The 25,599-nt window shown below is 66.8% G+C and carries 20 protein-coding genes; 4 read left to right on the top strand and 16 right to left on the bottom strand.

The features are described 5' to 3' along the window. Positions 1 to 114: 114 nt before the first annotated feature. Positions 115 to 2,334 (top strand): NADP-dependent isocitrate dehydrogenase, encoded by a 2,220-nt coding sequence (locus tag AC2JAJ_RS01800; protein WP_486414514.1) that lies wholly within the window; start codon positions 115 to 117, stop codon positions 2,332 to 2,334. Positions 2,335 to 2,454: 120 nt separating this feature from the next. Here AC2JAJ_RS01800 and AC2JAJ_RS01795 read toward each other — a convergent pair whose 3' ends face one another. From AC2JAJ_RS01795 to AC2JAJ_RS01745, 11 genes are all read right to left on the bottom strand, one after another. Further along, positions 2,455 to 2,964 (bottom strand): hypothetical protein, encoded by a 510-nt coding sequence (locus AC2JAJ_RS01795; RefSeq protein ID WP_486414515.1) that lies wholly within the window; start codon positions 2,962 to 2,964, stop codon positions 2,455 to 2,457. Then, positions 2,961 to 4,184 carry a protein kinase domain-containing protein gene (locus tag AC2JAJ_RS01790; RefSeq protein WP_501053320.1) on the bottom strand — a complete coding sequence of 408 codons (1,224 nt, stop codon included), beginning with the start codon at positions 4,182 to 4,184 and terminating at the stop codon, positions 2,961 to 2,963. Before AC2JAJ_RS01790 ends, AC2JAJ_RS01795 begins: the two co-directional genes overlap by 4 nt. Positions 4,185 to 4,470: 286 nt before the next feature. Continuing rightward, on the bottom strand, positions 4,471 to 6,024 hold the full coding sequence (locus AC2JAJ_RS01785) for a hypothetical protein (protein WP_486414517.1): 1,554 nt from the start codon (positions 6,022 to 6,024) through the stop codon (positions 4,471 to 4,473). Between the two features lie 90 nt (positions 6,025 to 6,114). After that, positions 6,115 to 7,062, bottom strand: coding sequence for a hypothetical protein (locus AC2JAJ_RS01780; protein WP_486414518.1), 948 nt, complete (start codon positions 7,060 to 7,062; stop codon positions 6,115 to 6,117). A gap of 210 nt (positions 7,063 to 7,272) precedes the next feature. Then, positions 7,273 to 8,343: a Gfo/Idh/MocA family protein gene (locus tag AC2JAJ_RS01775; protein WP_473693251.1), complete on the bottom strand. Its 1,071-nt coding sequence runs from the start codon at positions 8,341 to 8,343 to the stop codon at positions 7,273 to 7,275. 124 nt (positions 8,344 to 8,467) lie between these two features. Further along, a complete protein-coding gene (locus tag AC2JAJ_RS01770; protein ID WP_486414519.1) occupies positions 8,468 to 9,175 on the bottom strand; it encodes an ABC transporter ATP-binding protein in 708 nt (235 codons plus the stop codon). Between the two features lie 2 nt (positions 9,176 to 9,177). Beyond that, on the bottom strand, positions 9,178 to 10,578 hold the full coding sequence (locus AC2JAJ_RS01765; RefSeq protein WP_486414520.1) for an ABC transporter permease: 1,401 nt from the start codon (positions 10,576 to 10,578) through the stop codon (positions 9,178 to 9,180). A 199-nt stretch (positions 10,579 to 10,777) separates the two neighbouring features. Next, positions 10,778 to 11,875 carry a substrate-binding domain-containing protein gene (locus AC2JAJ_RS01760; protein WP_486414521.1) on the bottom strand — a complete coding sequence of 366 codons (1,098 nt, stop codon included), beginning with the start codon at positions 11,873 to 11,875 and terminating at the stop codon, positions 10,778 to 10,780. A 49-nt stretch (positions 11,876 to 11,924) separates the two neighbouring features. After that, positions 11,925 to 13,208, bottom strand: a complete 1,284-nt coding sequence (mmsB, locus tag AC2JAJ_RS01755) for a multiple monosaccharide ABC transporter permease (protein ID WP_221384045.1) — start codon at positions 13,206 to 13,208, stop codon at positions 11,925 to 11,927. A gap of 43 nt (positions 13,209 to 13,251) precedes the next feature. Next, positions 13,252 to 14,811 carry a multiple monosaccharide ABC transporter ATP-binding protein gene (gene mmsA / locus AC2JAJ_RS01750; RefSeq protein WP_486414522.1) on the bottom strand — a complete coding sequence of 520 codons (1,560 nt, stop codon included), beginning with the start codon at positions 14,809 to 14,811 and terminating at the stop codon, positions 13,252 to 13,254. Between the two features lie 131 nt (positions 14,812 to 14,942). Further along, positions 14,943 to 16,133 (bottom strand): ROK family transcriptional regulator, encoded by a 1,191-nt coding sequence (locus AC2JAJ_RS01745; RefSeq protein ID WP_486414523.1) that lies wholly within the window; start codon positions 16,131 to 16,133, stop codon positions 14,943 to 14,945. 248 nt (positions 16,134 to 16,381) lie between these two features. Between AC2JAJ_RS01745 and AC2JAJ_RS01740 the strand changes: the two genes are divergently transcribed. Continuing rightward, the gene (locus AC2JAJ_RS01740) at positions 16,382 to 17,206 is read left to right on the top strand and encodes a nitrilase-related carbon-nitrogen hydrolase (RefSeq protein WP_486416754.1); all 825 of its coding nucleotides are present in this window, start codon (positions 16,382 to 16,384) and stop codon (positions 17,204 to 17,206) included. A gap of 13 nt (positions 17,207 to 17,219) precedes the next feature. Here the strand turns inward: AC2JAJ_RS01740 and AC2JAJ_RS01735 are convergent, their stop codons facing one another. Together AC2JAJ_RS01735 and alr are read right to left on the bottom strand one after the other, a co-directional pair. Beyond that, positions 17,220 to 18,812 carry a PucR family transcriptional regulator gene (locus tag AC2JAJ_RS01735; RefSeq protein ID WP_486414524.1) on the bottom strand — a complete coding sequence of 531 codons (1,593 nt, stop codon included), beginning with the start codon at positions 18,810 to 18,812 and terminating at the stop codon, positions 17,220 to 17,222. Beyond that, positions 18,805 to 20,049, bottom strand: a complete 1,245-nt coding sequence (alr, locus tag AC2JAJ_RS01730) for an alanine racemase (protein ID WP_501053319.1) — start codon at positions 20,047 to 20,049, stop codon at positions 18,805 to 18,807. The genes AC2JAJ_RS01735 and alr overlap by 8 nt, the downstream gene beginning before the upstream one ends. A gap of 98 nt (positions 20,050 to 20,147) precedes the next feature. On the opposite strand from alr, the gene AC2JAJ_RS01725 reads away from it, so the two are divergent. Then, the gene (locus tag AC2JAJ_RS01725; protein WP_374226138.1) at positions 20,148 to 21,674 is read left to right on the top strand and encodes an amino acid permease; all 1,527 of its coding nucleotides are present in this window, start codon (positions 20,148 to 20,150) and stop codon (positions 21,672 to 21,674) included. After that, a complete protein-coding gene (locus tag AC2JAJ_RS01720) occupies positions 21,671 to 23,401 on the top strand; it encodes a flavin monoamine oxidase family protein (protein WP_486414526.1) in 1,731 nt (576 codons plus the stop codon). The genes AC2JAJ_RS01725 and AC2JAJ_RS01720 overlap by 4 nt, the downstream gene beginning before the upstream one ends. A gap of 16 nt (positions 23,402 to 23,417) precedes the next feature. Here the strand turns inward: AC2JAJ_RS01720 and AC2JAJ_RS01715 are convergent, their stop codons facing one another. Genes AC2JAJ_RS01715 through purU form a run of 3 tightly spaced genes read right to left on the bottom strand, consistent with a single transcriptional unit; the run spans position 23,418 to position 25,558 of the window. After that, positions 23,418 to 23,936 (bottom strand): gamma carbonic anhydrase family protein, encoded by a 519-nt coding sequence (locus AC2JAJ_RS01715; protein ID WP_221384038.1) that lies wholly within the window; start codon positions 23,934 to 23,936, stop codon positions 23,418 to 23,420. 4 nt (positions 23,937 to 23,940) lie between these two features. Further along, on the bottom strand, positions 23,941 to 24,648 hold the full coding sequence (locus AC2JAJ_RS01710; RefSeq protein ID WP_486414527.1) for a class I SAM-dependent methyltransferase: 708 nt from the start codon (positions 24,646 to 24,648) through the stop codon (positions 23,941 to 23,943). 49 nt (positions 24,649 to 24,697) lie between these two features. Continuing rightward, positions 24,698 to 25,558 carry a formyltetrahydrofolate deformylase gene (gene purU, locus AC2JAJ_RS01705; RefSeq protein ID WP_486414528.1) on the bottom strand — a complete coding sequence of 287 codons (861 nt, stop codon included), beginning with the start codon at positions 25,556 to 25,558 and terminating at the stop codon, positions 24,698 to 24,700. Positions 25,559 to 25,599: the final 41 nt, after the last annotated feature.

Here is a 25,599-nt window from a genome sequence, read left to right as displayed (position 1 = left end):
GCGGTAATGCGGGGGGCCCGTTGAGGTTTGAACGGGCGTCCTCGGGTAAGTTGTACATGGTGAAATAGACCGAAATTTTCACAACCAAGCCGACCCACAGGGAGACGCCCGCGCATGTCCAAGATTATCTACACCCACACCGACGAAGCGCCGATGCTGGCTACCTATTCGTTCCTGCCGATCATCGAGGCGTTCGCTTCGACAGCAGGTGTGGAGGTGGAGACCCGCGACATCTCGCTCGCCGGCCGCATCATCGCCGTCTTCGGTGACTACCTGACCCCCGAGCAGCAGATCGGTGACGCCCTTGCTGAACTCGGTGAGCTGGCAAAGACGCCGGAAGCAAACATCATCAAGCTGCCCAACATCAGCGCCTCCATTCCGCAGCTGAAGGCCGCGATCGCAGAGCTGCAGGGCCAGGGCTACGCACTGCCGGACTACCCGGACAACCCGTCCTCGGACGAGGAAACTGCCATCCGCTCGCGCTACGACAAGATCAAGGGCTCCGCCGTGAACCCGGTCCTGCGCGAAGGAAACTCGGACCGCCGCGCACCGCTGTCCGTCAAGAACTACGCACGCCAGAACCCGCACTCCATGGGCGCCTGGACCCCGGACTCCAAGACCAACGTGGCCACCATGGGCCAGGACGACTTCCGCTCCAACGAAAAGTCGGTGGTCATCGAATCCGAAGGCACCATCGCCATCCAGCTGGTCCGCGAGGACGGCTCGGTTAAGGTCCTGAAGAAGGCCTTCCCGGTCCTGGCCGGCGAGGTCATCGACGGCACCGTCATGCGCGCCGCCGCCCTGGACGAATTCCTGAAGGCACAGGTTGCCCGTGCCAAGGAAGAAGGCGTGCTGTTCTCGGCGCACCTCAAGGCCACCATGATGAAGGTCTCGGACCCCATCATCTTCGGCCACGTGGTCAAGGCATACTTCTCCGAACTGTTCGAAACCTACGGCAAGCAGCTCGCCGCCGCCGGCATCAGCCCCAACAACGGCCTGGCCGCCATCCTGAGCAGCCTCGAGGACCTTCCGGAGGACGTCCGCGACGGCGTCCAGAACCTGATCAAGAAGGGCCTGGAAGACGGCCCCGCCCTGGCCATGGTGGACTCGGACAAGGGCATCACCACCCTGAACGTCCCCAGCGACGTCATCGTGGACGCCTCCATGCCCGCCATGATCCGCAGCTCCGGCCACATGTGGGGCCCGGACGGCAAGGAAGCCGACACCCTCGCCGTCCTGCCGGACAGCTCCTACGCGGGCATCTACCAGGTGGTCATCGACGACTGCCGCGCCAACGGCGCCTACGACCCCACCACCATGGGCACCGTGCCGAACGTGGGCCTCATGGCCCAGGCAGCCGAGGAATACGGCAGCCACGACAAGACCTTCGAAATCCAGGAAGCCGGCACCGTGCAGGTTGTGGACGGCTCCGGCAATGTCCTGATCGAACACGAGGTTTCCGAGGGAGACATCTGGCGAGCCTGCCAGACCAAGGACGCCCCCATCCGCGACTGGGTCAAGCTGGCCGTGACCCGCGCCCGTGCATCCCAGACGCCGGCCGTGTTCTGGCTGGACGAGGAGCGCGCGCACGACGCCAACCTCATCGCCAAGGTCAACGAGTACCTGAAGGAGCACGACACCGAGGGCCTGGACATCCAGATCATGTCCCCGGTCAAGGCCATCGCCTTCACCCTGGACCGCATCCGCAAGGGCGAGGACACCATCTCCGTCACAGGCAACGTGCTTCGCGACTACCTCACGGACCTGTTCCCCATCCTGGAACTGGGTACCAGCGCCAAGATGCTCTCCGTTGTTCCGCTGATGAACGGCGGCGGCCTGTTCGAGACCGGCGCCGGCGGGTCCGCCCCGAAGCACGTCCAGCAGCTGCTCAAGGAAAACCACCTCCGCTGGGACAGCCTGGGTGAGTTCCTGGCCCTGGCCGTCAGCTTCGAGCACCTGGCCACCACCACGGGCAACGCCCGTGCGCAGGTCCTGGCCGACACCCTGGACCGTGCCACCGGCACCTTCCTGCTGGAGAACAAATCCCCGAGCCGCCGCGCCGGCGAGCTGGACAACCGCGGCAGCCACTACTACCTGGCCCGCTACTGGGCCGAGGAACTGGCCAAGCAGACGGACGACGCCGACCTGGCGGCCGCGTTCAGCTCGGTCGCCGGCGAGCTTTCCTCCAAGGAAGAGACGATCGTGGGCGAACTGGCCGAGGTGCAGGGCTCGCCGGTGGACATCGGAGGCTACTACCGCCCGGACGACGCCAAGGCGTCAGCTGTGATGCGTCCGTCCGCGACGCTTAACAAGGTCATCGGCAGCCTGAGCTAGGCATCGGCGCGGCCCGGCACCTGCGGTGCTGGGCCGCTGGCCAAAAAGAGGCGGTGCTCCGGGATCCCGGAGCACCGCCTCTTTCGTTCAGGTTCTGTGTTTGGCACGGCAATACCTGCCTCAGTTCTTGCCCTTGCCCTTGTCACCATTGTTCTTGCCGGCGTCCGTCCCGTTGCCGGAGGCAGCGCCTGGGGCCGGTGCAGGGGCAGGGGCCGCTTGGGACACCTTTGCTTCGGGGGCGGGGGAGGGGCTTTGCGCGGCCGCCTGCTCGGCGGCGATCCGGGCGTCCTCCGCGGCCTTGGCCTGTTGGGCGGCAAGGGCCTGGTTCAGGTCTGCCCGGACGGCCGTTGCCACGGTGGTGATGCTGCGCCGCCGGTCCTCTGAGACGCGGCCTCTCGCCTGCGCGGCCGAGAGGTCGGACTCAAGTCCGTCGAGGGCTTTCAAGGCTGAGGCCGCATCGTTTTGGGACGACGCCTGTGTGACCTCCAGGACCCGTGCCTGCAGCTGGGTGGCGACGTCCCGCTGCAGGCCGTTGTTGGCGGGCGCGCAAGCACTGAGGACAATGGCTGAAAGCACCAGCGCCGAGCAGCCAAGTAACAGCCTGGCGGAGCGGCCCGGGGGGAGGGTCACGGCTCCACGCTCTTCTGAAGTTGCTGCAGGTGGTCGCCAAGAACCCCGGTCACCGTCGGGTAAGGGACGACGTCGGCGGGGGTCTGCGCTGACACGGTCATCATGACAGCTGCCACCGCGGCAGCCACCACCACGAGCCCCAGGACCAGCGCCAGCCAGAAGCGCTTTGTCCGTGTTTGGGGATGAAGATTCCGGGCGGGCGCGGCAGCGGGCTTTTCGATTGCCGCTTCGGTGCTGGCTTCAACGCCCCCTGTTCCGGCTGCTTCCCGCAGCTCATCCACGGATTCCTCCGCGGTGATGGAGGGCGGGTGGAAAGGCATGGCCGGCAGGACGCGGGTGGTCTCGGGTGCGAGATCACCAGGTGTCGACGCCGGGGAGACAAGCGCCTGCCGCAACGACGTTTCGATCTCGGCGGCGGTGGGCCGTTCCAAAGGTTCGATAGCGGTCATGGAGCGGATCAGCTCGGCCCACTCCGACGGTACGTCTTCGGGGATCTCCGGTGCGCGGTGAAGGCGGGCAACAGCGGATTCCACCGGGCTGCCGGGGTACTCCACGGTGCCCTTGATGCATTCAAGCAGCACAAGCCCCAACGAGTAGATGTCTGTGGCCGGGGACAGGGGCTTGCCGAGGGCCTGTTCAGGGCTGAGATAGGCGGCGGTGCCCACCATGGTGCCGGTGGCGGTCAGCCGGGTGGAGTCGACAATCCTGGCGATACCGAAATCGGTGAGTTTGGGGCGCAGCGGCTCGCCGGGGCGGATCTGGACCAGCAGGATGTTGCCGGGCTTGATGTCGCGGTGGATGATCCCAAGGCCGTGCACATATGCCAGCGCGTCAGCGATGCCGGCGCCGATGACCGAAAGCTCCTCCACGGGGACACGGCTGTGGCGGATACGGCTGCGCAGGTCCTGGCCCTCCACAAGCTCCATGGTGAGGAATGGCCTGGGCTCATCCGGAATCCGGTCGTCGATGCCCGCGTCAAACAGTGTGACAAGACCGGGGTGGTTCAGCGTGGCAAGAAGCTGGATCTCGGCTTCCTGCCGCTTGAGTTCGTCTGCGTCCGGAGCCTGCGGGGCAAAAAGTTTCAACGCCACGTCCCGGCCGAGGTTTTCGTCCCGGGCGCAATATACCGAGGACATCCCGCCCCGCCCTATGACATCCCCCAGTCGATAACGTCCGCCGACCACTTCATTCTTGATGGAGCTAGGCGATTCCGCCACCATGACCGTTCCTCCCGGTGCGCCGCGGCACTCTCGTACCTCAAATTATACGGGCGGTGGAGTAATGCCGACGATTGGGGGGGGGTGCCCCGTATCCGTGACACGCCGACGGCCCGGCGGCGAACCAAAGCTGGTCCGCCGCCGGACCATTGGCTACAAGGACATGTGTGCTGGACATGTTTTGTATTTCTTTTCGTGGTTTCCGGGCGGGTCCTCCTCTCGTCAGCTCGCTGGATGCTGCCGCTTCAGGCGCATGTGTGCGGGATTGCGGATGGTGCGTGGACGGCTGCTACGACATCCTGCGCTTGCGGAGGAGCAGGACCCCCGCGATCAGGAGCAGCAGGGCCAGGGGAACCAGTGAAGCGTCCCAGCCGGTCTTTGCGAGGCCGGTGTTGGCGAGGCCTGCGTTGCCCAGTGCCGCGTTGCCGTTGGCGGAGATGCTCCGGGGAACCTCAACGGTTGCGATCGCGCCGCTTACCGCGGTGGAACCGGCGCCAGCCGCCGGCAGGCCACCAGCGTCTGCGGTGCCGGCGGCACCGCCCGTGCCGGTGGAGTTATCACCGGGGTTGGCTGCGCCGGGATCAGACGTTACCGGGTCGACGGTGCCGGCGTCACCGATGGTGCCATCGCCCGGGGTGGAGGTTCCCGGGTCAGTGGTGCCAGGAGTGCTGGCGCCGGTGTCGCTTGCACTACCTACACCCAGGTCAACGGCCAGGCCGACCACGGCATCAAGCCCGCCGGTGCCGGAGGTGTCGGTGCCGGTGGTGCCGAGGCCGAGGTCAACGGCGGCTGCTGCTGCGACGTCGGTGGTTCCGGTGGTGCCGGGGTCGGTGACCGTTCCGGTGCCGAGCCCCAGGTCGACGGCTGCGTCGGCGGTGAGGTCCGCCGTCGTGCCATCTGTGGTGTCGGTGCCGGTGGTGCCGAGGCCGAGGCCGAGGTCGACGGCGGCTGCTGCTGCGACGTCGGTGGTTCCGGTGGTGCCGGGGTCGGTGACCGTTCCGGTGCCGAGCCCCAGGTCTACGGCTGCGTCGGCGGTGAGGTCCGCCGTCGTGCCGTCCGTGGTGCCGGTGCCGGTGGTGCCGAGGCCGAGGTCGACGGCGGCTGCTGCTGCGACGTCGGTGGTTCCGGTGGTGCCGGGGTCGGTGACTGATCCGGTGCCCAGGCCGAGGTCGACGGCGGCTGCTGCTGCGACGTCGGTGGTTCCGGTGGTGCCGGGGTCGGTGACTGATCCGGTGCCCAGGCCGAGGTCGACGGCGGCTGCTGCTGCGACGTCGGTGGTTCCTGTGGTGCCGGGGTCGGTGACTGATCCGGTTCCCAAGCCGAGGTCGACGGCGGCTGCCGCTGCGACGTCGGTGGTCCCGGGGTCGGTGACCGTACCGGTGCCGAGCTCGACGGTTGCGTCGGCGGTGAGGTCCGCCGTCGTGCCGTCCGTGGTGCCGGTGCCGTTGGTGCCCAGCCCGAGGTTCACGGCGGCTGCTGCTGCGACGTCGGTGGTTCCGGTGGTCCCGGGGTCGGTGACCGTTCCGGTGCCGAGCCCCAGGTCGACGGCGGCTACGGCCGCGACATCAGTGGATGTGGTGGCCGTCGGATCTGTGGCGCTTACGGTGCCCAGGCCGAGGTTCACGTCAACGGCGGCGGCGACGCCCGTTGAGTCGGCCGGCGTTGGGTCACCCAGCAGGCCCAACGACGTCGAGTCAGCGGGAGTCGCCGCCGAGATCAGTGCCGAAGCGGAGAGGTCCGCTCCGGTGGTGGTATCCGCGGCATTCGCGGCTGTGCAGCCGAGGGCCAAAAGGCCGCCGGCAAAGAGGGTGCCAAGCAGCCCCCTGCAAAGGTTGGAACTCATGGTGGATTCTCCTGAGAAAGTTGAGGTTCGGGCGCTGTTCAGCTGCCCTGATGGCCACGTGCTGCCCTAAAAAGGGCAGACGGGTCTCAACTAGTCAGGAGAAGAACCGGGGTCGAACGACACCGGTGCGGGCGCATGCTCGGGGCTTTCGAGGCCCAGCACGGCTCCGGCAATGCGGAAGAGGTAATCGAAGGAATTAAGCCAGGCGGCAGCCCCGGAAGGTCCGGCAGGCGATCCGCCGGAGCCCGTGCCGGAGCCCGGGGCCGCAGGTGCCTGGGCAGGCAGGGGTGAAGGATCGAGGGACAGGGGGTCCTCTACGGCGATTCCAGCGGGCGCCGATTGGCCGGCAGTAGTGGCCGCCAGAGGTGCAGCGCCCTGGCCTGACGCCTGCAGCATGCTGCCCGGAAGGGACCCTTCAGCGGCGGAGTCATCCGCCTCGGAGATGTTTTCAACAGCCCGGGCATTCGAAGCGGCGGCCCCAGGGAGCGCCCCTACAACATCATCCGCAGGACTCGTCGGCAGTTCGGGGCCTGAAGCAACAGCGGGCAGCTCCGGCAGCTGGACGGGCAGCGCCTCAACTCCAGTGAGAAGATCGGAAACCGGCTGGAGTGCAGGTTCCAGCGCCGGGACGGACTCGGCAACAGGGGCAACGGCCACCTCCACCACATCCGCCGCCAGGCTGTCAGCAGCACCTGCGATGGGTGCTGAAACGGTTGACACGGTCCCGGCAGGAACCACCTGGCTTACCACCGGCACCGACGCAATAAGATCGTCTGCCAGTGTGGAGACCGGGGCGGCCACGGGCTGCAGCACCCCGGTGGACGCCGCAGCATCGGAAGCGGAAGCTGTGGGAATGGATTGGGCCGGTCCGGTGACGGTTTCGGCCAGGGACGAGACCGAGCTGGTGATGCCGCCCAACACGGATGAGGAGTCAGGACCGGCGTCCGCAGTTGCGGCCGTTGAGGAAAGCGTCAGCCAGGTGACGGCGGCGGCTCCGGCAAGGAGCGCCGGGCGCAGGGCACGCCATGGCGAACTCATGAGAGCCATGCGTACCACCCCCCAGTGACTGTTGCAATCGACACTGCCTACATCGTAAGACTGCTTATTACCGAAGTCCAGAAGCGGGTAAAACAAATTTACAAACGGGAAGAGCGCACTCGAAAGCCGTCAACGGCCAAACCTTGGCCGTCACGCCGCTGACCCACCGGCGAACGCCGCACCACGGCGCGGTACCCGAGCGCTGTTGCGTCAGTGGCTGTCGTTTGGATAGGTGACACCCAACTGGGCACGGACCCCATCGAAGAGGCGCATGGTGTTCAGCGTGTCCTCCAACGGCATCACCGGGCTCTCGGTCAGGCCCTGCTGGATGCAGCGTGTCACCTCCCGCAGTTCATAGGCGTAGCCCTTGCCTACGACATCAAAGGTTTCTGTCCGGCGGTCCTCCCAGCCCTTGGCGACGACCAGTTCCAGGGGGTTGTTGATGGAGCCGATGCTCTGCAGGTAGCCCAGGCTCCCGGCTACAGTGGCCGTCCGGGGACCGTGGGCGAGCAGGGAGGAGGTGAGCTGCACCTGGGCGCCGTGGTTGTAGCCGAGGGTCATGGCGTTCTGGGCGTCCACGCCGTCGTCATTGACGAAGCCGGTGGCACTCACGGTCTGCGGAAAGCCGAGGGTCCCAAGCGCCCACAGCAAGGGGTAGACGGCGAGGTCCAGGAGGGCGCCTCCACCGTCCCTTCGAGCCCACAGCCTGGCCGTGGGGGAGTACGGCGCCGGAAACCCGAGGTCGGCGGTGATCCAGTGGATGTCTCCCAGTTCGCCGGAGGCTGCGATTTCGAAGGCGCGTTGCATGGAAGGCAGGAACCTGCTCCAGACCGCCTCCATCAGGAAGAGCTTCCGGCTACGGGCGGCGTCGATCAGCTCCGCGGCTTCGCGCGCGTTGATGGTGAAGGCCTTCTCGCAGAGCACATGCTTGCCGGCGTTGAGCGCGGCGAGGACGATTTCGTGGTGCTGCGCGTGCGGCGTGGCGACGTAAACGACGTCCACGGCCTCATCGGCGAGAAGCCGCTGGTAGCCGGGGACTCCGCCGTCGTCCCCGTAGGCCTTGGCGAAATCGTAGGCCACGGCAAAGGCGTCCGCGGTGTCCTGCGTCCGGGAACTGACGGCGTACAGTTCGGCGTCGGCGAGCAGGGCAAGCTCCTGCGAGACGGCGCGGGCAATGCTGCCTGTTGAGATGATGCCCCAGCGCAGCGGGTCCCCTGTGGCGGAACGTGGATCCTGGTCGGACTGGCTCGAAAGCCATGGCGTGGCGATGGGGGCACTCATAGCTGCCATCCTGTCACAGCGGCTGGGAGCCCGGTGGATTCCGGCCGGCAGGAAGGGACGCGGCGGAAAGAGGCCGACGGCGGCGGAACCGGAGAGCGGTTCCCCCGCCGGCGGCCCCGGGGCGTCACGCCGTGGCCGTGACGGCGGCCCGGCCCCGCACCGGTTCCTCCGTGAGCTTGCCCTGCTGGAGCCGGAAGCGGCGGTCCGTCTTGTTCGCCAGGGCCCGGTCGTGGGTCACCACCAGGATGGTGGTGTTGTGCTCCCGGCTGAGCGAGCTGAGGAGCTCGATGATGTGGTCACCCGTCTGCTCATCCAGGTTGCCCGTCGGTTCGTCGGCGAGGATCAGTTTGGGCTCGTTGGCCAGTGCCCGGGCGATCGCCACACGCTGCTGCTCGCCGCCGGAGAGCCTGTTGATGCGCCGGTCATGCTTGGTCGGATCCAGCTGGACCTGCTCCAGCAACTCCCCGGCGCGCTGCAGCCGGGCCGCCTTGCCCATCCCGGCGAACTCCATCGGCAGCATGACATTGTCCACCGCCGACAGGTTGGGGATCAGGTTGAACTGCTGGAACACGAACCCGATGTCGCGGCGGCGGTATTCGGTCAGCTTGGTGTCGGGCAGGCTGGCCAGGCTGACGCCATCGACCACCACGTCCCCGCTGGTTGGCTTGTCCAGGGCGCCCAGCAGGGAAAGCAGCGTGCTCTTGCCGCTGCCGCTCTTGCCCACGATGGAGGCTAGGGTTCCCTGCTCCAGGACGAAGCTGACGTCGTTCACCGGCTTGATGGTGCGGTCTCCGGAGTTAAAGGTGCGGACCAGGTTCTTGACTTCAATCATGGCTATTCTCCTCGCAGGACTTCGATGGGGCGGATACGCGCGGTGAGCAGCGCGGGAACCAGGGCTCCGATGACGGCGACCCCGAAGACGGCGGCGATGCCGCCGGCGATCACGCCGGGGGAGGCGCTTGCGGTGACGGAGTTGAGCAGCTGGGAGGCGCCGCCGAACGGGCCACCTTGGCCGCCGGGGAAGCCGCGGCCGGTGGTGGCTGTCGTGGTGGTGTTGCTGCTGATGAGGGCAGACGCGATGCCGCCGCTGGCGAAGGAGGCGATGGCCGCGCCCACCGCGCTGCCGAGGGCGGCCAGGACCAGGGCTTCCAGGACGAACTGGAGCCCGATGGTGCGGTTCGGTGCGCCGATCGCCTTCAGTACGCCAATTTCCCGGCGGCGCTCGCGGACCAGCATCACCATGATGAGCAGGATGATGATCCCGGCGGTGCCCAGCGCGGCGACGAAGGCGATGAAGGAAATGTTCTTCACGCTGTTAAGGGAGCTGAGGGCGGTCTGCAGGTTCTGGCCCTGCGTGACATCCGCTTTGTCGGTGCCGAGGGCGGCCTGCAGGGCCGTCTTGGTGGCGGCGACGTTTTCCAGGGAGTCGACGGTGACGATCATGCTGGACAGTTCACCCGGCGTTCCGGCGAGGGCCTGGGCGGTGGGGAGCGTCACGAAGGCGGCGTTGTTGCCGAAGGCGGTGCCGGCGTCGAACACTCCGGCCACGGTGTAGGTCTGGTCGCTGATGGTGAAGGTGGAACCGACGGCCAGGTTGTTCTTCACAGCCAGGGTGGTGCCCAGCAGGGCGCCGCTGGATACTGCCGAATAGTCGCCCAGCCCGGCGCCCTGGGTGATGTCCAGGGCCTTGCCCGTGGTGTCGAGCTCCGCCCCGATGCCGGTAACGGTGATCGGCAGGGACCGGGCGGGCTGCGCGGTTCCGGAGGCGCCAGCCGTTCCGTTGGCCTGCTGGTTGCGGTTGCCCAGCGTACCCGCGTCCACTGCGGCGGTGAGGCTGGTGGTCAGTGTTGCGGCGGCCTGGCCGCCAGGTCCGCCCTGTCCGCCGGGGCCCGCCTGGGTTCCGGCCGCGGCCTGCGCTGCCGCCTCACTGGCGTTGCGGAGCCGCAGGGAGGAGGTCCCGACGACGGCACTAACGTTCGCCACGCCGCTGGCCGTGGCCGCCTGGTCGGCGGTGAGCGGCTCCCCGCCGCCTTCAAAGCCTTGCCCGCCGGCGGGGTTGACGGTCAGGACGGTGCCGACGGAGGCATTGAGCTCCTGCACTTTCGCTCCGACGGCCTGGTTGGCCACCAGCATGGCCAAGGCGAGGCCGATGGCGACGGCCAGCACCGCGACGACGGCTCCGGTGCGGACCTTGTTTCTGAAGGCATTGCCTACGCTTCGGGCGAGGACGCTCACGTTACTCCTATGGTTCAGGTGCCGGCGCGGACGGCCGGCTTCGCCTCCACCTTCACCGGGGATGCTGTGCAGGAATCCGGCCCTGCCTGTGTTTGGGCTGTGAACCGCGCTGGCGTGGTCCGCAAACGCCGGAAAGCCCGGCCCCACGAGGGGGCCGGGCTTTCCGGTTGCCGCTGGTTCCGGCTGTTGCTGAGTGGTGTTACTTGGTGATCGGGCCGAGTACCGGATCGTCGGTGTAGGCCGTCTTCACGTTGGCCGCGGTGACGATGACCGGCTCCAGCAGGTAGGCCGGGACAACCTTGTTGCCGTTGTTGTAGGACTTGTCGTCGTTGACCTCGGGCTTCTTGCCGGCCTGCAGGTCCTTCACCATGGTGACGGCGTGCTCAACGAGCTTGCGGGTGTCCTTGTTGATGGTGGAGTACTGCTCGCCTGCCATGATCGACTTAACCGACTCAACCTCGGAGTCCTGCCCGGTCACGACGGGGATCGGCTTGCCGGCGGCCTTGACGGAGGTCAGGACTGCACGGGCCAGGGTGTCGTTGGGGGAGAGGACGCCGTCCAGGTTGGCGCTGGTGTAGCTGCCGGTGAGCAGGGTGTCGGCGCGGCGCTGGGCGTTCTCGGCCTTCCAGCCCTGGGTCACGGCCTGCTCGAAGGAGGTCTGGCCCGAGACCACCTTGAGGGTGCCGTCGTCGATCTTCGGCTTCAGGACGCTCATGGCGCCGTCGAAGAAGACCTTGGCGTTGGCATCATCGGGGGAGCCGGCAAACAGCTCGATGTTGTAGGGGCCCGTGGGCTTCTTGGCCTTGAGCCCGTCCAGCAGCGCCTGGCCCTGGAGCACGCCGACCTTGAAGTTGTCGTAGGCCACGTAGTAGTCCACGTTGTCGGTGTTCAGGAGGAGTCGGTCGTACGCAATGACGGTGGCGCCGGCGTCCTTGGCCTGCTTGAGCTGGGTACCCAGCTGCGAGCCGTCGATGGCGCCGACGATGATGACCTTGGCACCCTTGGTGACCATGGCGCTGATCTGGTTCTGCTGCTCGGAGACGCCGCCGTTGGCGAACTGGACGTCAGCTTTAAACCCTGCACCGTTGAGGCCGTCGTTGAAGAGCTTCTCGGCGAGGACCCAGTTTTCGCTGGTCTTCTGCGGAAGCGCGACGCCGATGGAGGAGTTCTGCTCGAATCCTCCAGCGCCTCCGCTGGCTCCGCCCGAGGGGGTTTCCGAGCGGCCGCAGCCCGTCAGCGCCAGTGCTGCGATGGCAGCAACCGCTGCGGCCTTTCCTGCTTTACCAAACATTCGCATTATTGGTTCTCTTTCTTTGTGTGATGGAACAGTATTCAGGCTGCAAACATCAGGCTTCCCTGGCGATCGCTTCCTTGGTGGAGGTAGTTTCGTCGGGCTGCATGGGGCCGCTGGGACCGGAGGACGGGCGCCCCATATTCCTGGTCAGCATGCCGATGATGGAGCGCTTGCCCTGGCTCTTGTTGTAAACGTCGAAGGCGACGGCGATCAGCAGGACCAGGCCCTTGATGATCTGGGTGAGGTCGGCGCCGACGCCGAGGAGCTGGAGGCCGTTGTTGAGCACTGCCATGACCAAGCCACCGATGATGGATCCGACCACGGTGCCCACACCGCCGGTGACGGCCGCGCCGCCGATGAAGACTGCGGCGATGGCGTCCAGTTCCCAGCCGACGCCGTCGAACGGGCCGGAGGCTGTGGAGCGGCCCACGAAGATCATGCCCGCCAGGCCGGCCAGGATGGACATGTTCATCATGACCAGGAAGTTGACCTTCTTGGACTGGACGCCGGAGAGCTCGGCTGCGTGGCGGTTGCCGCCGACTGCGTACACATGGCGGCCCAGGATGGTGCGGGAGGAAATGAACCCGTAGATCAGCACCAGGACGGCCAGGATCAGGCCGGGGATGGGGAAGGAGGTACCGGGGCGGCCGGTGGCGAAGAGATACGTGGCGTAGAGGATCGCTGCGCAGATCAGGACCAGCTTTACAACTGTGACCCACATTTCCGGGACTTCGGCGCCCAGCGCCTTGGCCCTGGCCCGGGAGCGCAGTTCGCCCACCACCACGAACGCTGCGACGGCGATGCCCAGCAGCAGGGTCAGGTTGTTGTAACCGATGTTCGGGCCGACCTCGGGCAGGTAGCCGGAGCCCAGGTACTGGAAATCGTTCGGAACCGGGATGGTGTTGGACTTGCCCACGAACTGGTTGAAGCCGCGGAACAGCAGCATGCCGGCCAGGGTCACGATGAAGGCGGGAATTCCCACATACGCTGTCCACCAGCCCTGCCAGGCTCCGATCACGGCGCCGAGCACCAGCCCCAGCAGGACGCCTGCCCACCAGGGGATGCCCCAGTCGCGGATGGCCAGGGCCACGGTGACGCCCACGAACGCTGCGACCGAACCCACGGAAAGGTCGATGTGGCCGGCGATGATCACCAGGACCATGCCGATGGCCAGGATCAGGATGTAGGAGTTGCCGTTGAAGAGGTTGATGACGTTGCCGGGGGTCAGGGTCCGGCCGTCGGTGGCGAACTGGAAGAAGATGATCAGGGCCACGAGGGCGAAGATCATGCCGAATTGGCGGGTGTTGCCGCCAAACAGCTTTTTGAGGGCGTTCATGGTGTCAGTCCTTGTGTCCGGAAGGTTCTGGGTGGTCCAGGGGTCAGGCGGCTTTTCGGGTGGCGGAGGTCATCAGCTTCATCAGGCTTTCCTGGCTGGCCTCGTCTTTGTTCAGGACACCGGTGATGGCGCCTTCAAAGATGGTGTAGATGCGGTCGGACAGTCCCAGGAGTTCGGGCAGTTCGGAGGAGATGACGATCACGCCCTTGCCCTGGTTGGCCAGCTGCTGGATGATGCCGTAGATCTCGTACTTGGCTCCAACGTCAATGCCGCGCGTGGGTTCGTCCAGGATCAGCAGGTCCGGGTCGGTGAACATCCACTTCGCGAGGACTACCTTCTGCTGGTTGCCGCCCGAGAGCTTGGCGACGCCTTCCTCCACGGACGGGGTCTTGGTGCGCAGCGATTTGCGGTACTGCTCCGCCACCGTGAACTCCTGGTTGGGATCCACCACCGAGTTGTGGCTGATCTTTTTCAGGGCAGCTGAAACGGTGGTGGTCTTGATGTCGTCCAGCAGGTTCAGGCCCAGGGATTTGCGGTCCTCGGTGACGTACCCCAGGCCGGCGTCGATGGCCTGGCGGACGTTCTTCAGGACCACTTCCTTGCCGTCCTTGTAGATGTGGCCGTCGATGAAGCGTCCGTAGGAGCGGCCGAAGACGGAGCGTGCCAGTTCCGTGCGCCCGGCGCCCATGAGTCCGGCGAAGCCAACGATCTCGCCGCGGCGGACGTAGAAGCTGGAGTTCTTGCAGACCAGCCGGTCCTGGACGTTGGGGTGGCCGACCGTCCAGTTCTTGACTTCGAAGAACACGTCGCCGATCTTGGGGGTGTGGTCCGGGAACCGGGACTCGAGGGTGCGCCCCACCATGCCCTTGATGATCCTGTCCTCGTCCACGCCGTCCTTCTTGACGTCCAGCGTCTCGATGGACTTGCCGTCGCGGATGATGGTGATGGAGTCGGCGATCTGCTCGATCTCGTTGAGCTTGTGCGAAATGATGATCGAGGTGATGCCCTTGGCCTTCAGGCCCAGCATTAGGTCCAGCAGGTGCTGGGAATCCGATTCGTTCAGGGCCGCCGTGGGCTCGTCCAGGATGAGGATCTTCACCGACTTGTTCAGTGCCTTGGCGATTTCCACCAGCTGCTGCTTGCCGACGCCGATTTCCTTGATGGGGGTGTCCGGGTCGTCCCGCAGGCCAACGCGTGCCAGCAGGTCCAGGGACCGCAGGCGGGCTTCGGACCAGTCGATGATGCCGCGCTTGGTGGGTTCGTTGCCCAGGAAGATGTTTTCCATGATGGACAGTTCGGGAATCAATGCCAGTTCCTGGTGGATGATCACGATGCCTGCGTGCTCGCTGGCCCGGATGTCCCGGAACTGCTGGACCTGCCCCTGGTAGACGATGTCGCCGTCGTAGCTGCCATAGGGGTACACGCCGGAGAGAACCTTCATGAGGGTGGACTTGCCGGCGCCGTTCTCGCCGCAGATGGCGTGGATCTCGCCGGCCTTCACCCGCAGGTTGACGTTCGACAAGGCCTTAACGCCCGGGAACTCCTTGGTGATGGAGCGCATCTCAAGGATGATCGGCTCCGCTTGCGTGGTCTGGGACGTCATGAACCCTAACCCTCCAATGCAATGACTTCTTTGTCCGGCCGGCAAAGCGCAGGGCCGTCTGAACCAAAAGTAAACTGGATCACAGCCATTGTCGTCAAGTCTTTAACGCAATTGCCGGATAACGAAATGGTCTAGGACTTGCGGATCCCGGCGTGCTGGAACACCAGTGCGGCCGCGCCGAGTGCCTCTGCCCGGTCCCCCAGGGAGGACATGGCGAGGGTGGTGGTTTCGCCAATGACCGGCACCGCATGCCGGATCAATCCGCGCCGGATCGGGTCCAGGAGGATGTCCCTCAAACCCGCAAGCGGCCCGCCAACCACGATCACCTCGGGGTTGATCAGGTTGGCCACGTTGCCCAGGGCACGTCCCACCGCCAGGCCGGCATCGTCCACCACGCGCAGCGTCGCGGGGTCCCGGTTCAGGGCTTTCCTGACGATGTCCGCCGGTGTCAGCGGCGGGTCTTCGCCGCGGCTGAGCAGCTCGATCATGGTGGTGGTGGAGGCGATGGTTTCCAGGCAGCCGCGGTTCCCGCAGCGGCACACAAGCCCCTGTTCGTGGATCGTGGCGTGGCCGATTTCGCCGGTGATTCCCACGTTGCCGTAGTAGGGTGCGCCGTTGAGGATCAGGCCCGCGCCGATGCCCGAGCCGATCTTCAGGAACAGCAGGTTGCTGACCCCTGTGTGCTGTCCCCAGGTAACCTCCGACCAGGCGCCAAGGTTGGCGTCGTTGTCAACAAAGACGGGGATTCTCAAGGTTTCCTCAAGATGTTGCAGGATGTTGATGCCCACCCATTCGGGGAGGATCGCGCCCTGCGCCACGGTCCCGGTGCGCCGGTCGATGGGGCCCGGAATTCCGACGCCGGCGCCCACCACCGCGCTGCGTTCCACGCCGCTTTCGAGCAGCAGTTTGTCCAGCAGGGCCACCGCCGCCTGGATGCCTTCGTCCGCCTGGTGCCCGAGGGGCAGCATGACCGATTCCTCGGCGATGACGTGGTAACTCAGCGACGCGAGGACCACGCGCAGATGCCGCCGTCCGAAGTCGATACCCACCGCCACGGCGCCGTTGGAGTTCAGCCGTACGTTCAGTGCGCGCCTGCCGGAACTGGTGATGGGTTCGGTGGACGCGAGGCCCGAGTCCAGCATGATCTTGACGATGTTCGAGACCGTCGCGGTGGAGAGTCCGGTCTGGCGCGCGAGTTCGGCCTGGGTGGACGGGCCGCCCATCAGGGTCTCTATGATCCGCTGCTGGTTCAGCTGCCGCAGGGCAGACTGAGAGCCGGGGTTTTTGGGTTTGCTCCTCGTTGAGCGCGGGGTTGCGGACATGCTAAGAACATTGCCCTATCGCTGCTCTTGGAGTCAAGAAGTTAACGCATACGCCCGTGTGGGGCCCTAATGCAAATCGTCAGGACAGCCCTGTGGATGCCCTGGCCGGTGACCGGTGCATTACGTCCCGCGGCCGCACCTGCCGGGTCCAAACGACCATCAGCTTGTCCGGGGTGGCTGGCTACGCTGGAAGACAGGAACCAACCGCGCTCCATTCCGGGCCGGTGACAGTCGAAGGGAAGGTGGCGATGATGCTGCTGTCCGTCCTCCAGGCAAATGCCGCGGTGCTGGACGTCGAGGCCAATCTTCGGACCATCGACGACGCCGCCGGGAGCGCCGCCCGGGCAGGCGCCGCGCTGCTGCTGACCCCGGAACTGTTTCCCGTGGGCTACGCACCCCTCAGGCTCCGCGATGAGCTGGACCCGGCACAACTTCCCGCTATCCGTGCCCGGCTCGCCGGGATCGCGCGGCGGAACGGGATTGCCCTTGTCTACAGCCTTCCTGCCGTGGCAGCGGGCGGAAACAGCCGGGACAACGGCGCGTCCTGGCACATCAGCGCCACGCTCGTGGACGCCGAGGGCACTGAAGTCCTCAATTACGCCAAGGTGCATCTCTTTGGCGCGGAGGAACACCGGGCCTTTGCGGCAGCCGCTGCGCCTCCCGCCGTCGTGGACTTCAACGGCATCCGGACGTCGCTACTGATCTGCTACGACATCGAGTTCCCCGAGGCTGCCCGCGCGGCGGCCACCCGTGGCGCCGAACTGCTCCTGGTGCCCACGGCGCTCTCCGCCGGGTTCGAGGAGGTGCCGCAAATCCTGATCCGGGCGCGGGCGCTGGAAAGCCAACTGCACGTGGCCTACGCCAACCACTGCGGGCGCGAGGATACCTACACGTTTCTGGGGGGAAGCGTGGTGGCGGGGCCGGACGGTTCCCTTCTCGCTCAGGCGGGGGAGGCGCCGGACCTGCTGTTTGCCGAGGTGGACAAGGATTCCGTGCAGGCCGCACGGGACGAGGTGCCCTATCTTCGGGACCGCCGCCCCACGCTGTACCGGGAATGGGAGAACCAGGCCTGACGCGGCCGGCCACCTATGCCAAGGCGTTCACGTACTGCAGCGCGAACCACAGCTCTGCCCGAACCTGGGCCTGGTTGAGGTCCATCTCAAGGATCTCGGAGAGGACGCCTATCTGCCGCCGCACGCTGTTGCGGTGCAGTCCCAGCCGCTTGGCCGAGCCGTCCCAGCTGCCGTTTTCGCTGAGCCATCCGTGCAGCACGGTGAGAAGCGTTTCCCGCCGGTCCGGTTCCAGCTCCAGGACCGGCCGCAGGAGCCGCCCGGCAAGCATGGTTCCGGCTTCCCGGCCGAGCAGCCCGGCCACGGACCAGGACACCTCGTCCGCCCGGACGCTTTGGCCGCTCCTTTGGACCTGGCTGCGCAGTGAGCTCGCGCGCTGGTAGGCGGCCGGGAGGCCGGTGAGCTCCGCCGGCTCGCCCACCACCAGTCGCCAGCCGAGCTTTTCGACGTCGGCGAGCAGGGCATCGTCCACTTTGAGGCGGGTGACGGCGGCGAAACCGTAGTCCGTGATCTCCACCAGCTTCGTATCGAACATCCTGCGCCACTGCAGCAGTTCACGCACCGGGCTGTCCCCGGCCGGCCATTCCGGGGCTTCCACCTTGATGCCCTGCACCACGCGCACCGGCGCTGACCTTGTGGACGAGAGGCTTTGCGCCAGCAGGTCCTTCAGCCCGTTGATCTGCCTGGTCCCGCCGGTGGCAAGGCTTTCCGGATGCAGCAGCACGGCGGTTGCCAGCTGGCTGGGAGCCAGCGATCCGCTGGTCCGCTGCCGCACCAGCAGCTCCAGCAGTCCGACGGCGGTCTGGACCACGTTGTTCTGCGCCGGGGTGAGCGGTGCATCGGAACCGAGGATCAGGGCCCCCAGGTTGGCGTCCCTGGTGCTGCGCAGCGGGTGGCCAACAACGAGTGCTGAGCCGGGCTGGTCAAAGCCATCCATCTCCACGCGCGGGCCACTGCCGGAGAGCAGCCGCTGCAGCATGGGCTCCAGGAGGGACAGTTCGACGGCGGAGCTGCCGCCGGCTCCTGTGCCGCGTGCCCGCACCCGCCCGTCGGCGCCCACCAGCAGTGCCCACACGGGGACGCGCTGCACCAGTGCGGCCAGCAGTTCATGCTCCGGTTTCGGGGAGAGGACGGCCCGCATGAGCTGCCGGTTCGTTTCGGCCAGCTGCCGGAAGACCCGCGCGTTGTCCGTCTCCAGCAGCTGGGAGAACTGGAGGCCGATCGCGGCGAACGGCAACGACTCCGGCACTTCGAACAACGTGAGGTTGTGCCGGCGGCAGGCGGCCACCAGCGCGTCGGGTACTGCGTCGAAATAGGGCCTGATGCCGAACCCGAGCGCCGCCACCTCGGCCTCCACCAGCCGACGGACGTAGGCGTCGACGTTGGCAGGGGACCCGCCGTCGCCCAGGAAGGGCAGGCCTGCGGTGAGCAGGAACTCTCCCTCGGGGAGGTAGGGGGTGGGGTCCTCCAGTTCGCTGGGTTCGACCCAGCGCAGCAGGCGGCCGCCGCTGCCGCCGTCGTGAAGTGTCTTCAACAACGGCGGCAGCTGCTCAAGGAACTGCTGGAGCGTGACGAAACTGAGCCGTCCGGCGTCGGCGGGCTCAGGCATTGGCGGGCCCGGCCGCGGCCGGCTCCTGGTAGTCCGGGCATTCACGGGCGGCGCTGTGGCCCGCACTGCCTGTGTAGGAGCGCGGCAGGCGCGGGGCGATCCTGTTGATGATCTCGTCCCCGTGGCTGCCGATCGCGGCACCCCAGTCATCGGCGCTGGCCGCACCGGCGGCCGGGTCCCCGAACAGCACTGCCGTATCGCCAACGGCTATGCCCAGGGGATCCGGTCCGAGATCCACCATGAACTGGTCCATGCAGACCTTGCCGATGACGGGTACCCGCCGGCCCCCGACCGTCACCAGCGGGCGGCCGCTGATGCCCTTGGGGACGCCGTCCGCGTAGCCCAGCGGGATGAGTCCCAGGTAGCGCGGTTCGTGGGTGATGGCCTGGTGCTCGTAGCTGATGCCGGTGCCGGCGGGAACCTTCTTGACCATGACCAGGGGGGCCGTGACGCTGAGCGCCGGACGCAGGCCAAAGTCGGCCGGATGCAGGTGGTCGGCGGGTGCCAGCCCGTAGATGGCGAGGCCGGCGCGCACCATGTCGAAGTGGTGTTCCGGGCGGTCGAGGATGTTGGCGGAGCTGGACACGTGCCGGAGTTCAGGCGTGAGCCCGGCCGCTTCCGCTTCCTCCACCGCGTGTTCGTAGCCGGCCACAGCGGCGGCGTTCGCTGGATGGGCAGGGACATCCGCCCAGGCAAGGTGCGTCCAAATGCCGCGGACACGAAGCGTCCCGTCCAGTTCCGCCTCCCGGGCCCGGGCAACAAACCCCGCCCAGTCTTCCTTTCGCGCCCCGCCGCGGCTTAGGCCGCTGTCCAGTTCGAGGTGCACGACGGCGGGACGCCCCAGCTGCCTGGCGGCACCTGCCAGCACCTCCAGTTGGGGGACGCTGCCGATCGAGACGTCGACGTTGTTCCTGACTGCCTCCACGATGTCCGCGCTGCTCTGTGACGCCAGGTACAGCCAGGACAGAATGGGGGCGGTGATGCCTGCTTTCCGCAGCTCGATGGCCTCCCGGAGCTGCGCCGTCCCCAGCCAGTCCGCACCGGATCCAACCGCGGTGCGGGCCACCTCCACGAGCCCGTGCCCGTAGGCATTGCCCTTCACCACGGCCATGAAGAAACGCGCCTTGCTGAGTGATTTCAGTGCCCTGATGTTGTCTGAAATGGCGGAAAGATCGACGTTGACCTGTCCCGAAACCGCGGCGGCAGTGCCGGCGCCTGATTGTGCAATAAGTCTCATGGGTGATCACTATAGGGCAAACTGCACCGGGTTGAGAGCTGACTCACATGCCAGCCTAGAGGAGGGGAAACCGAAACTACTCTGAAGGGACGTCAACGGTGACCGTGCCTGTGACCACTCAAAAATCCATTGCCCCGGCCGCGCCCCGGCCGCGCCTGGCTGACCAGCTCCTGCGCCGCAAACCCATCGGCCAGATGGTCCGGGAAGCTGACGGCAGCGACGGCGGTACGCCGCTGGTGCGCAGCTTCGGCGTCCTGCAGCTGACCATGATCAGCGTCGGTGCCACCCTCGGCACCGGCATTCTGGTGATCCTCGGAGAATCGGTTCCGCTGGCCGGCCCCGCCATCTGGATCTCCTTCGTGATCGCCGGCCTTGCCGCCCTGCTGTCCGCGGTGTCCTACGCCGAGATGGCCGGCCTGGTGCCGGTGGCGGGATCCAGCTACTCGTATTCCTACGCCACCATGGGAGAGGGGATGGCCTGGATCTGCGGCTGGTGCCTGGTGCTGGAATACGCGGTATCGGTGGCCGCCGTCGCGGTAGGGGCGGGCCAATATGTGAACGAGGCACTCGCGGCCTTTGGCCAGGTGCTGCCGGACGCACTGTCCCAGCCTCCCGGTGACGGCGGCCTGGTGAACATCCCCGCCGTTGCCATCGTGGTGCTGGCCATGGTCCTGCTGATGCGGGGCGCCCGCGAAAGCGCCTGGATCAACACCGCCATCGTCGTTATCAAGGTGGGCATCCTGCTGTTCTTCTGCGCTGTTGCCTTCACCGCGTTCAACGCCGGCAACTTCGAACCGCTCCTCCCCATGGGCGCCGCGGGTGTCTCCGCTGCCGCCTCCCGCGTCTTCTTTTCGTACATCGGCTTCGATGCCGCCTCCACCGCGGGTGAGGAAGCGAAGAATCCCAAGCGGGACCTTCCCCGTGCCATCCTCCTGTCCATGGTGATCGTCACCAGCATCTATGTCCTGGTGGCAGTCGCCGCCATCGGGGCCCGGCCGTGGGGCTGGTTCGACGGAACCGAAGCCGCTCTCGTCCAGATCCTGGAGGAGCTCACCGGCCAGCCGTGGATTGCCCTCGTCTTCTCCGCCGGAGCCGTGCTGGCGATCGCCAGCATTGTGCTGACCGTCCTGTACGGCCAGACCCGCATCCTCTTGTCGATGTCCCGCGACGGCCTCGTGCCGAAGGTTTTCGGCCGCGTTTCCCCGCGGACCGGCACCCCGGCCGCCGGCACGCTCATTGTGGGCACCGCCGTCGCGCTGACCGCCGGCCTGGTCCCGCTCGGTGCGCTCGCCGATGCCACCAGCATCGGCACCCTCTTCGCCTTTGCCCTGGTCAACGTTGCCGTCATCTACCTGCGCCGCAACCAGCCGGACCTGGTGCGGAGCTTCCGGGTCCCGCTGTACCCGTTCACGCCGGTCCTCGGCACCCTCATGTGCGCCTACCTGATGGCGAACCTGGGAGCGGACACCTGGATCGTCTTCGCCGCCTGGATGCTGGTGGGCACCGCCATCTACTTCGGCTATGGACGCCGGAACTCCAAGGTAGCGGCTCTCAGCGAGCTGGACTACCGTGAACTGACCGCCATGGCCCCGCGCCAGGAACCTGTGAAAGCAGAACAATCATGACCATCGCCACCGAACTGCCGGCCTTCGACCCCTCCAGCACCTCCACGCAGCCGGCGGAAGCGCCGCGCCGCGAGGACCAGGCAGCTCCCATCACCATGCTGAATCCGGACTTCCCATTCAGCTACGACCATTACCTGGCCCACCCCGGCGGCCTGGGCTCGGTGCCGCCGGAGCTGTATGGCACCGAAGTCGCCGTCATCGGCGCCGGACTCTCCGGCCTGGTCACCGCCTATGAACTGATGAAACTGGGACTGCGGCCCGTGGTGTACGAGGCGGACCAGATCGGCGGACGGCTCCGTACGGCCGCATTCCCGGCCGCGCCCGGCGTCGTGGCGGACCTGGGCGGCATGCGGTTCCCGGTCTCGGGTAAGGCGTTCTACCACTACGTGGACCTGCTCGGGCTGGAAACGTCCGACTTCCCCAACCCCCTCGCCGAAGCCACCTCCAGTACCGTGATCGAACTGGCAGGCAAGAAGCACTACGCCGAAAAGTCCAGCGACCTGCCCCCGTTCTTCCGCGAAGTGGCCGACGCGTGGAAAGCGGCCGTCAATGACGGCGCCAAATTCGCGGAGATGCAGGATGCCATCCGTTCCCGGGACACCGCGCGGATCAAGGAACTGTGGAACGCACTGCTCCCGCTGATGGACGAGCAGACCTTTTACGGCTTCATCGCCGCCAGCGACTCCTTTAAGAAGGCGGGGTTCGCGCACCGGGAGGCCTTTGGCCAGGTGGGCTTCGGGACCGGCGGCTGGGACACCGACTTCCCCAACTCCATCCTGGAAATCCTCCGCGTGGTCTACACCGACGCCGACGACCAGCACCGCTTCATCCGCGGGGGAGCGCAGAGGCTGCCCGAGGCACTGTGGCAGCATGCGCCGTCGGACCTGGTGCACTGGCCCGCCGGCACCTCCCTTGCCTCGCTCCACTCCGGCTCGCCGCGCGGCGCCGTCGGAAAGATCAGCCGGGACCCGGACGGGAACCTGCGGGTCCGCGAACGCTGGGGCCGCGAAGCCAGCTACCCGGCGGTGGTGACCACCTGCCAGTCCTGGCTGTTGTCCACCCGGATCCACACGGAGGAGGCTCTGTTCCCGGCCGAGCTGTGGACCGCCATGGAGCGCTCGCACTACATGCAGTCATCCAAGACCTTCGTCATGGTGGACCGGCCGTTCTGGAAGGACATCGATCCGGAGACGGGCAACGAGGTCCTGTCCATGACCCTGACGGACCGGCTGAACCGCGCCACGTACCTGCTGGACAACGGCCCGGACCAGCCCGCCGTCATCCTGCTCTCCTACACCTGGAATGACGATGCGCTGAAGTGGCTGGCGCTGGACGCCGACGAAAGGGTGGAACTGATGTTGCACTCGCTTGAGCAGATCTACCCGGGTGTGGACATCGCCGGCCACATCGTGGGCCAGCCCATCACCGTGTCCTGGGAGGCCGACCCCAACTTCATGGGCGCCTTCAAGGCCAACCTGCCCGGCCACTACCGCTACCAGCAGCGGCTGTTCACGCATTTCAAGCAGGACAAGCTGCCGGAATCACAGCGCGGCATCTTCCTGGCCGGCGACGACGTGTCCTTCACCGCGGGCTGGGCGGAAGGCGCCGTCACCACCGGACTGAACGCCGTGTGGGGCGTGGTGAACCACCTGGGCGGCTCATCCGCACCCGGCAACCCCGGCCCGGGCGAGCTGCTGGACGAGATCGGCCCGATCAGCCTGGACTAACTAGGTCCGGGCAACGCTAGCCGTGGAGCTCGCGGTGTTCCGCCGCGAGCTCCACGTAGCGTGTTGCATTGGCGCGCACGCCGTCGAACTCCTCATCGGTCAGTTCGCGGCGCACCTTGGCGGGCACCCCCGCCACCAGTGAGCGGGGCGGAACCACCGTTCCCTCGAGCACGACGGCGCCGGCCGCCACCAGCGAGCCGGCGCCGATCACTGCGCCGTTGAGGACCGTGGCGCCCATGCCGATCAGGCAGTCGTCTTCCACCGTGCAGCCGTGCACGACGGCGGCGTGCCCCACGCTGACCCGCTCGCCCACCGTGCAGGGGAAGCCGGGATCGGCGTGCAGCACCACGTTGTCCTGCAGGTTGCTGCCCGCGCCCACGGTGATGGCGGCGGTGTCCGCCCGGACCGAGACGCCATAGAAGGCGCTGGAATTCTCGGCCAGGGTGGCGTTGCCGATGATCGACGCCGACGGGGCTATGAACGCTGATTCATGGACGGCCGGGGAGGTGCCGCCGAAAGGGTACAGAGGAGCCATAGGTTCACCCTAAGCCACCCCTGCCCGGCGCGGCCTGCGCGTCCGATATGACTGCCGGGGTGCGGAGGACCAGGAACTGGTAGTGCTGGCTCCAGGCGCCCCGGCCGGGGCCGGATTCGTCGCCGCTGCCTTCCGGCCAGGTGCGGAAATGCTCCACCTCGCCGTGTGCACCGAAGACCGACCGGACCGTGGCGTCGCTCCGCCGGCTGAAGAACCGCCGGGGTTCTTCGTCGTCCTCCGGGTTCAGTACCTCCTCATCCTCGCCGGACCACAGGCCGACGGCGACGGGCGCCCCGGGTGCGCAGACCCGTACCAGCTCACTGACCACGCGGTGGATGCTGCTGTTGGGCACGTGCAGGAGGGTGCTCATGGTCCACGCCGCGGAAAACGACGCCTCCGGAAAGGGCAGGTTCCGCCCGCTGGCAACGCTGGCATCCAGTCCCTTGGCCCGCGCCAAGCGGACGCTTTCCCCTGACAGGTCCACGCCGCAGTAGTGCAGCCCGGCGCGGACGAACCCGAGGCCCTCGTCGCCGGTGCCGCAGCCCAGTTCGAACACCGAGTGGCGGTGTTCGTCCTTGAGCAGCCGGATAAACCATTCGAGGCATTCGACGCGGTGGCGCGTGTGGGACCGGATGTTCGGTGCCGCGGCATGCCGGTCATAGAAGACCGCCAGGTCCGCTTCATGGTCCCCGGAGTCCGGAATGCCCTGCATGGCACCAGCGTAGGACCGGGCCGAACCAGCCCCAAGGGCAGGAGGTCCCTTAGTTGAAGACCACAGTCCGGTTGCCGTCCAGCAGCACCCGGTGCTCGGCGTGCCACTGGACAGCCTGGACCAGGGTGCGGCCCTCAACGTCGCGGCCCATCTGCACGAACTGTTCCGGTGTGCGGGCGTGGTCCACCCGGATGACTTCCTGCTCGATGATCGGGCCCTCATCCAGCGCTGCCGTCACGTAGTGCGCCGTGGCGCCGATCAGTTTCACGCCGCGGGCGTGGGCCTGGTGGTAGGGCTTGGCGCCCTTGAAGGACGGCAGGAACGAGTGGTGGATATTGATGGCCTTCCCGGTCAGTTCGGTGCAGAGCTCATCGGAAAGGATCTGCATGTACCGGGCCAGCACGGTCAGCTCGATGCCGTGCTCGGCGATCAGGGCGCGGAGCTTGTCCTCCGCCTGCACCTTGGTGTCCTTGGTCACCGGGATGTAGTGGAACGGGATGCCGTAGAACTCCGCAAGCCCGGCCAGGTCCTGGTGGTTGGACACGATCGCCGGGATCTCGATGGGAAGGGTCCCTGAGCGCTGCTGGAAGAGCAGGTCGTTGAGGCAGTGGGCGGAGGTGCTGGCCATCACCAGGGTGCGCACTTTCTCCCCGACGGCATTAAGGCTCCACTGCATGGAGAACGCCTCCGCGACGGGCTCCAGCGCTGCCCGGAGTCCGGACTTGGGCGCGGCGGTGGTGACCTCGACGCGCATGAAGAAGTTCCCGGTGGCCGGGCTGCCGTACTGCTGCGAATCCGTAATGTTGCACCCCGCCACGAGCAGCGCTCCGGCCACTGCATGGACGATTCCGGGACGGTCCGGGCAGGACAGGGTTACGACGTACGCTTGGTTCAGCTGCTCTTCATTCACGCGTAATAGCCTACCCGCGTGGCGGGCGGTGGTTTTGGTAG

It is taken from the genome of Arthrobacter sp. MOO21 (assembly GCF_057369995.2).
This window is presented reverse-complemented; position numbering and strand designations above follow the sequence as displayed.

Excerpts from the sequence above, each read along its gene's own strand:
- AC2JAJ_RS01800 (WP_486414514.1), top strand. The coding sequence starts at position 115 with ATGTCCAAGATTATCTACACCCACACCGACGAAGCGCCGATGCTGGCT.
- AC2JAJ_RS01790 (WP_501053320.1), bottom strand. The coding sequence starts at position 4,184 with ATGGTGGCGGAATCGCCTAGCTCCATCAAGAATGAAGTGGTCGGCGGA.
- AC2JAJ_RS01785 (WP_486414517.1), bottom strand. The coding sequence starts at position 6,024 with ATGAGTTCCAACCTTTGCAGGGGGCTGCTTGGCACCCTCTTTGCCGGC.
- AC2JAJ_RS01780 (WP_486414518.1), bottom strand. The coding sequence starts at position 7,062 with ATGAGTTCGCCATGGCGTGCCCTGCGCCCGGCGCTCCTTGCCGGAGCC.
- AC2JAJ_RS01775 (WP_473693251.1), bottom strand. The coding sequence starts at position 8,343 with ATGAGTGCCCCCATCGCCACGCCATGGCTTTCGAGCCAGTCCGACCAG.
- AC2JAJ_RS01770 (WP_486414519.1), bottom strand. The coding sequence starts at position 9,175 with ATGATTGAAGTCAAGAACCTGGTCCGCACCTTTAACTCCGGAGACCGC.
- AC2JAJ_RS01760 (WP_486414521.1), bottom strand. The coding sequence starts at position 11,875 with ATGCGAATGTTTGGTAAAGCAGGAAAGGCCGCAGCGGTTGCTGCCATC.
- mmsB (WP_221384045.1), bottom strand. The coding sequence starts at position 13,208 with ATGAACGCCCTCAAAAAGCTGTTTGGCGGCAACACCCGCCAATTCGGC.
- mmsA (WP_486414522.1), bottom strand. The coding sequence starts at position 14,811 with ATGACGTCCCAGACCACGCAAGCGGAGCCGATCATCCTTGAGATGCGC.
- AC2JAJ_RS01745 (WP_486414523.1), bottom strand. The coding sequence starts at position 16,133 with ATGTCCGCAACCCCGCGCTCAACGAGGAGCAAACCCAAAAACCCCGGC.
- AC2JAJ_RS01740 (WP_486416754.1), top strand. The coding sequence starts at position 16,382 with ATGATGCTGCTGTCCGTCCTCCAGGCAAATGCCGCGGTGCTGGACGTC.
- AC2JAJ_RS01735 (WP_486414524.1), bottom strand. The coding sequence starts at position 18,812 with ATGCCTGAGCCCGCCGACGCCGGACGGCTCAGTTTCGTCACGCTCCAG.
- alr (WP_501053319.1), bottom strand. The coding sequence starts at position 20,049 with ATGAGACTTATTGCACAATCAGGCGCCGGCACTGCCGCCGCGGTTTCG.
- AC2JAJ_RS01720 (WP_486414526.1), top strand. The coding sequence starts at position 21,671 with ATGACCATCGCCACCGAACTGCCGGCCTTCGACCCCTCCAGCACCTCC.
- AC2JAJ_RS01715 (WP_221384038.1), bottom strand. The coding sequence starts at position 23,936 with ATGGCTCCTCTGTACCCTTTCGGCGGCACCTCCCCGGCCGTCCATGAA.
- AC2JAJ_RS01710 (WP_486414527.1), bottom strand. The coding sequence starts at position 24,648 with ATGCAGGGCATTCCGGACTCCGGGGACCATGAAGCGGACCTGGCGGTC.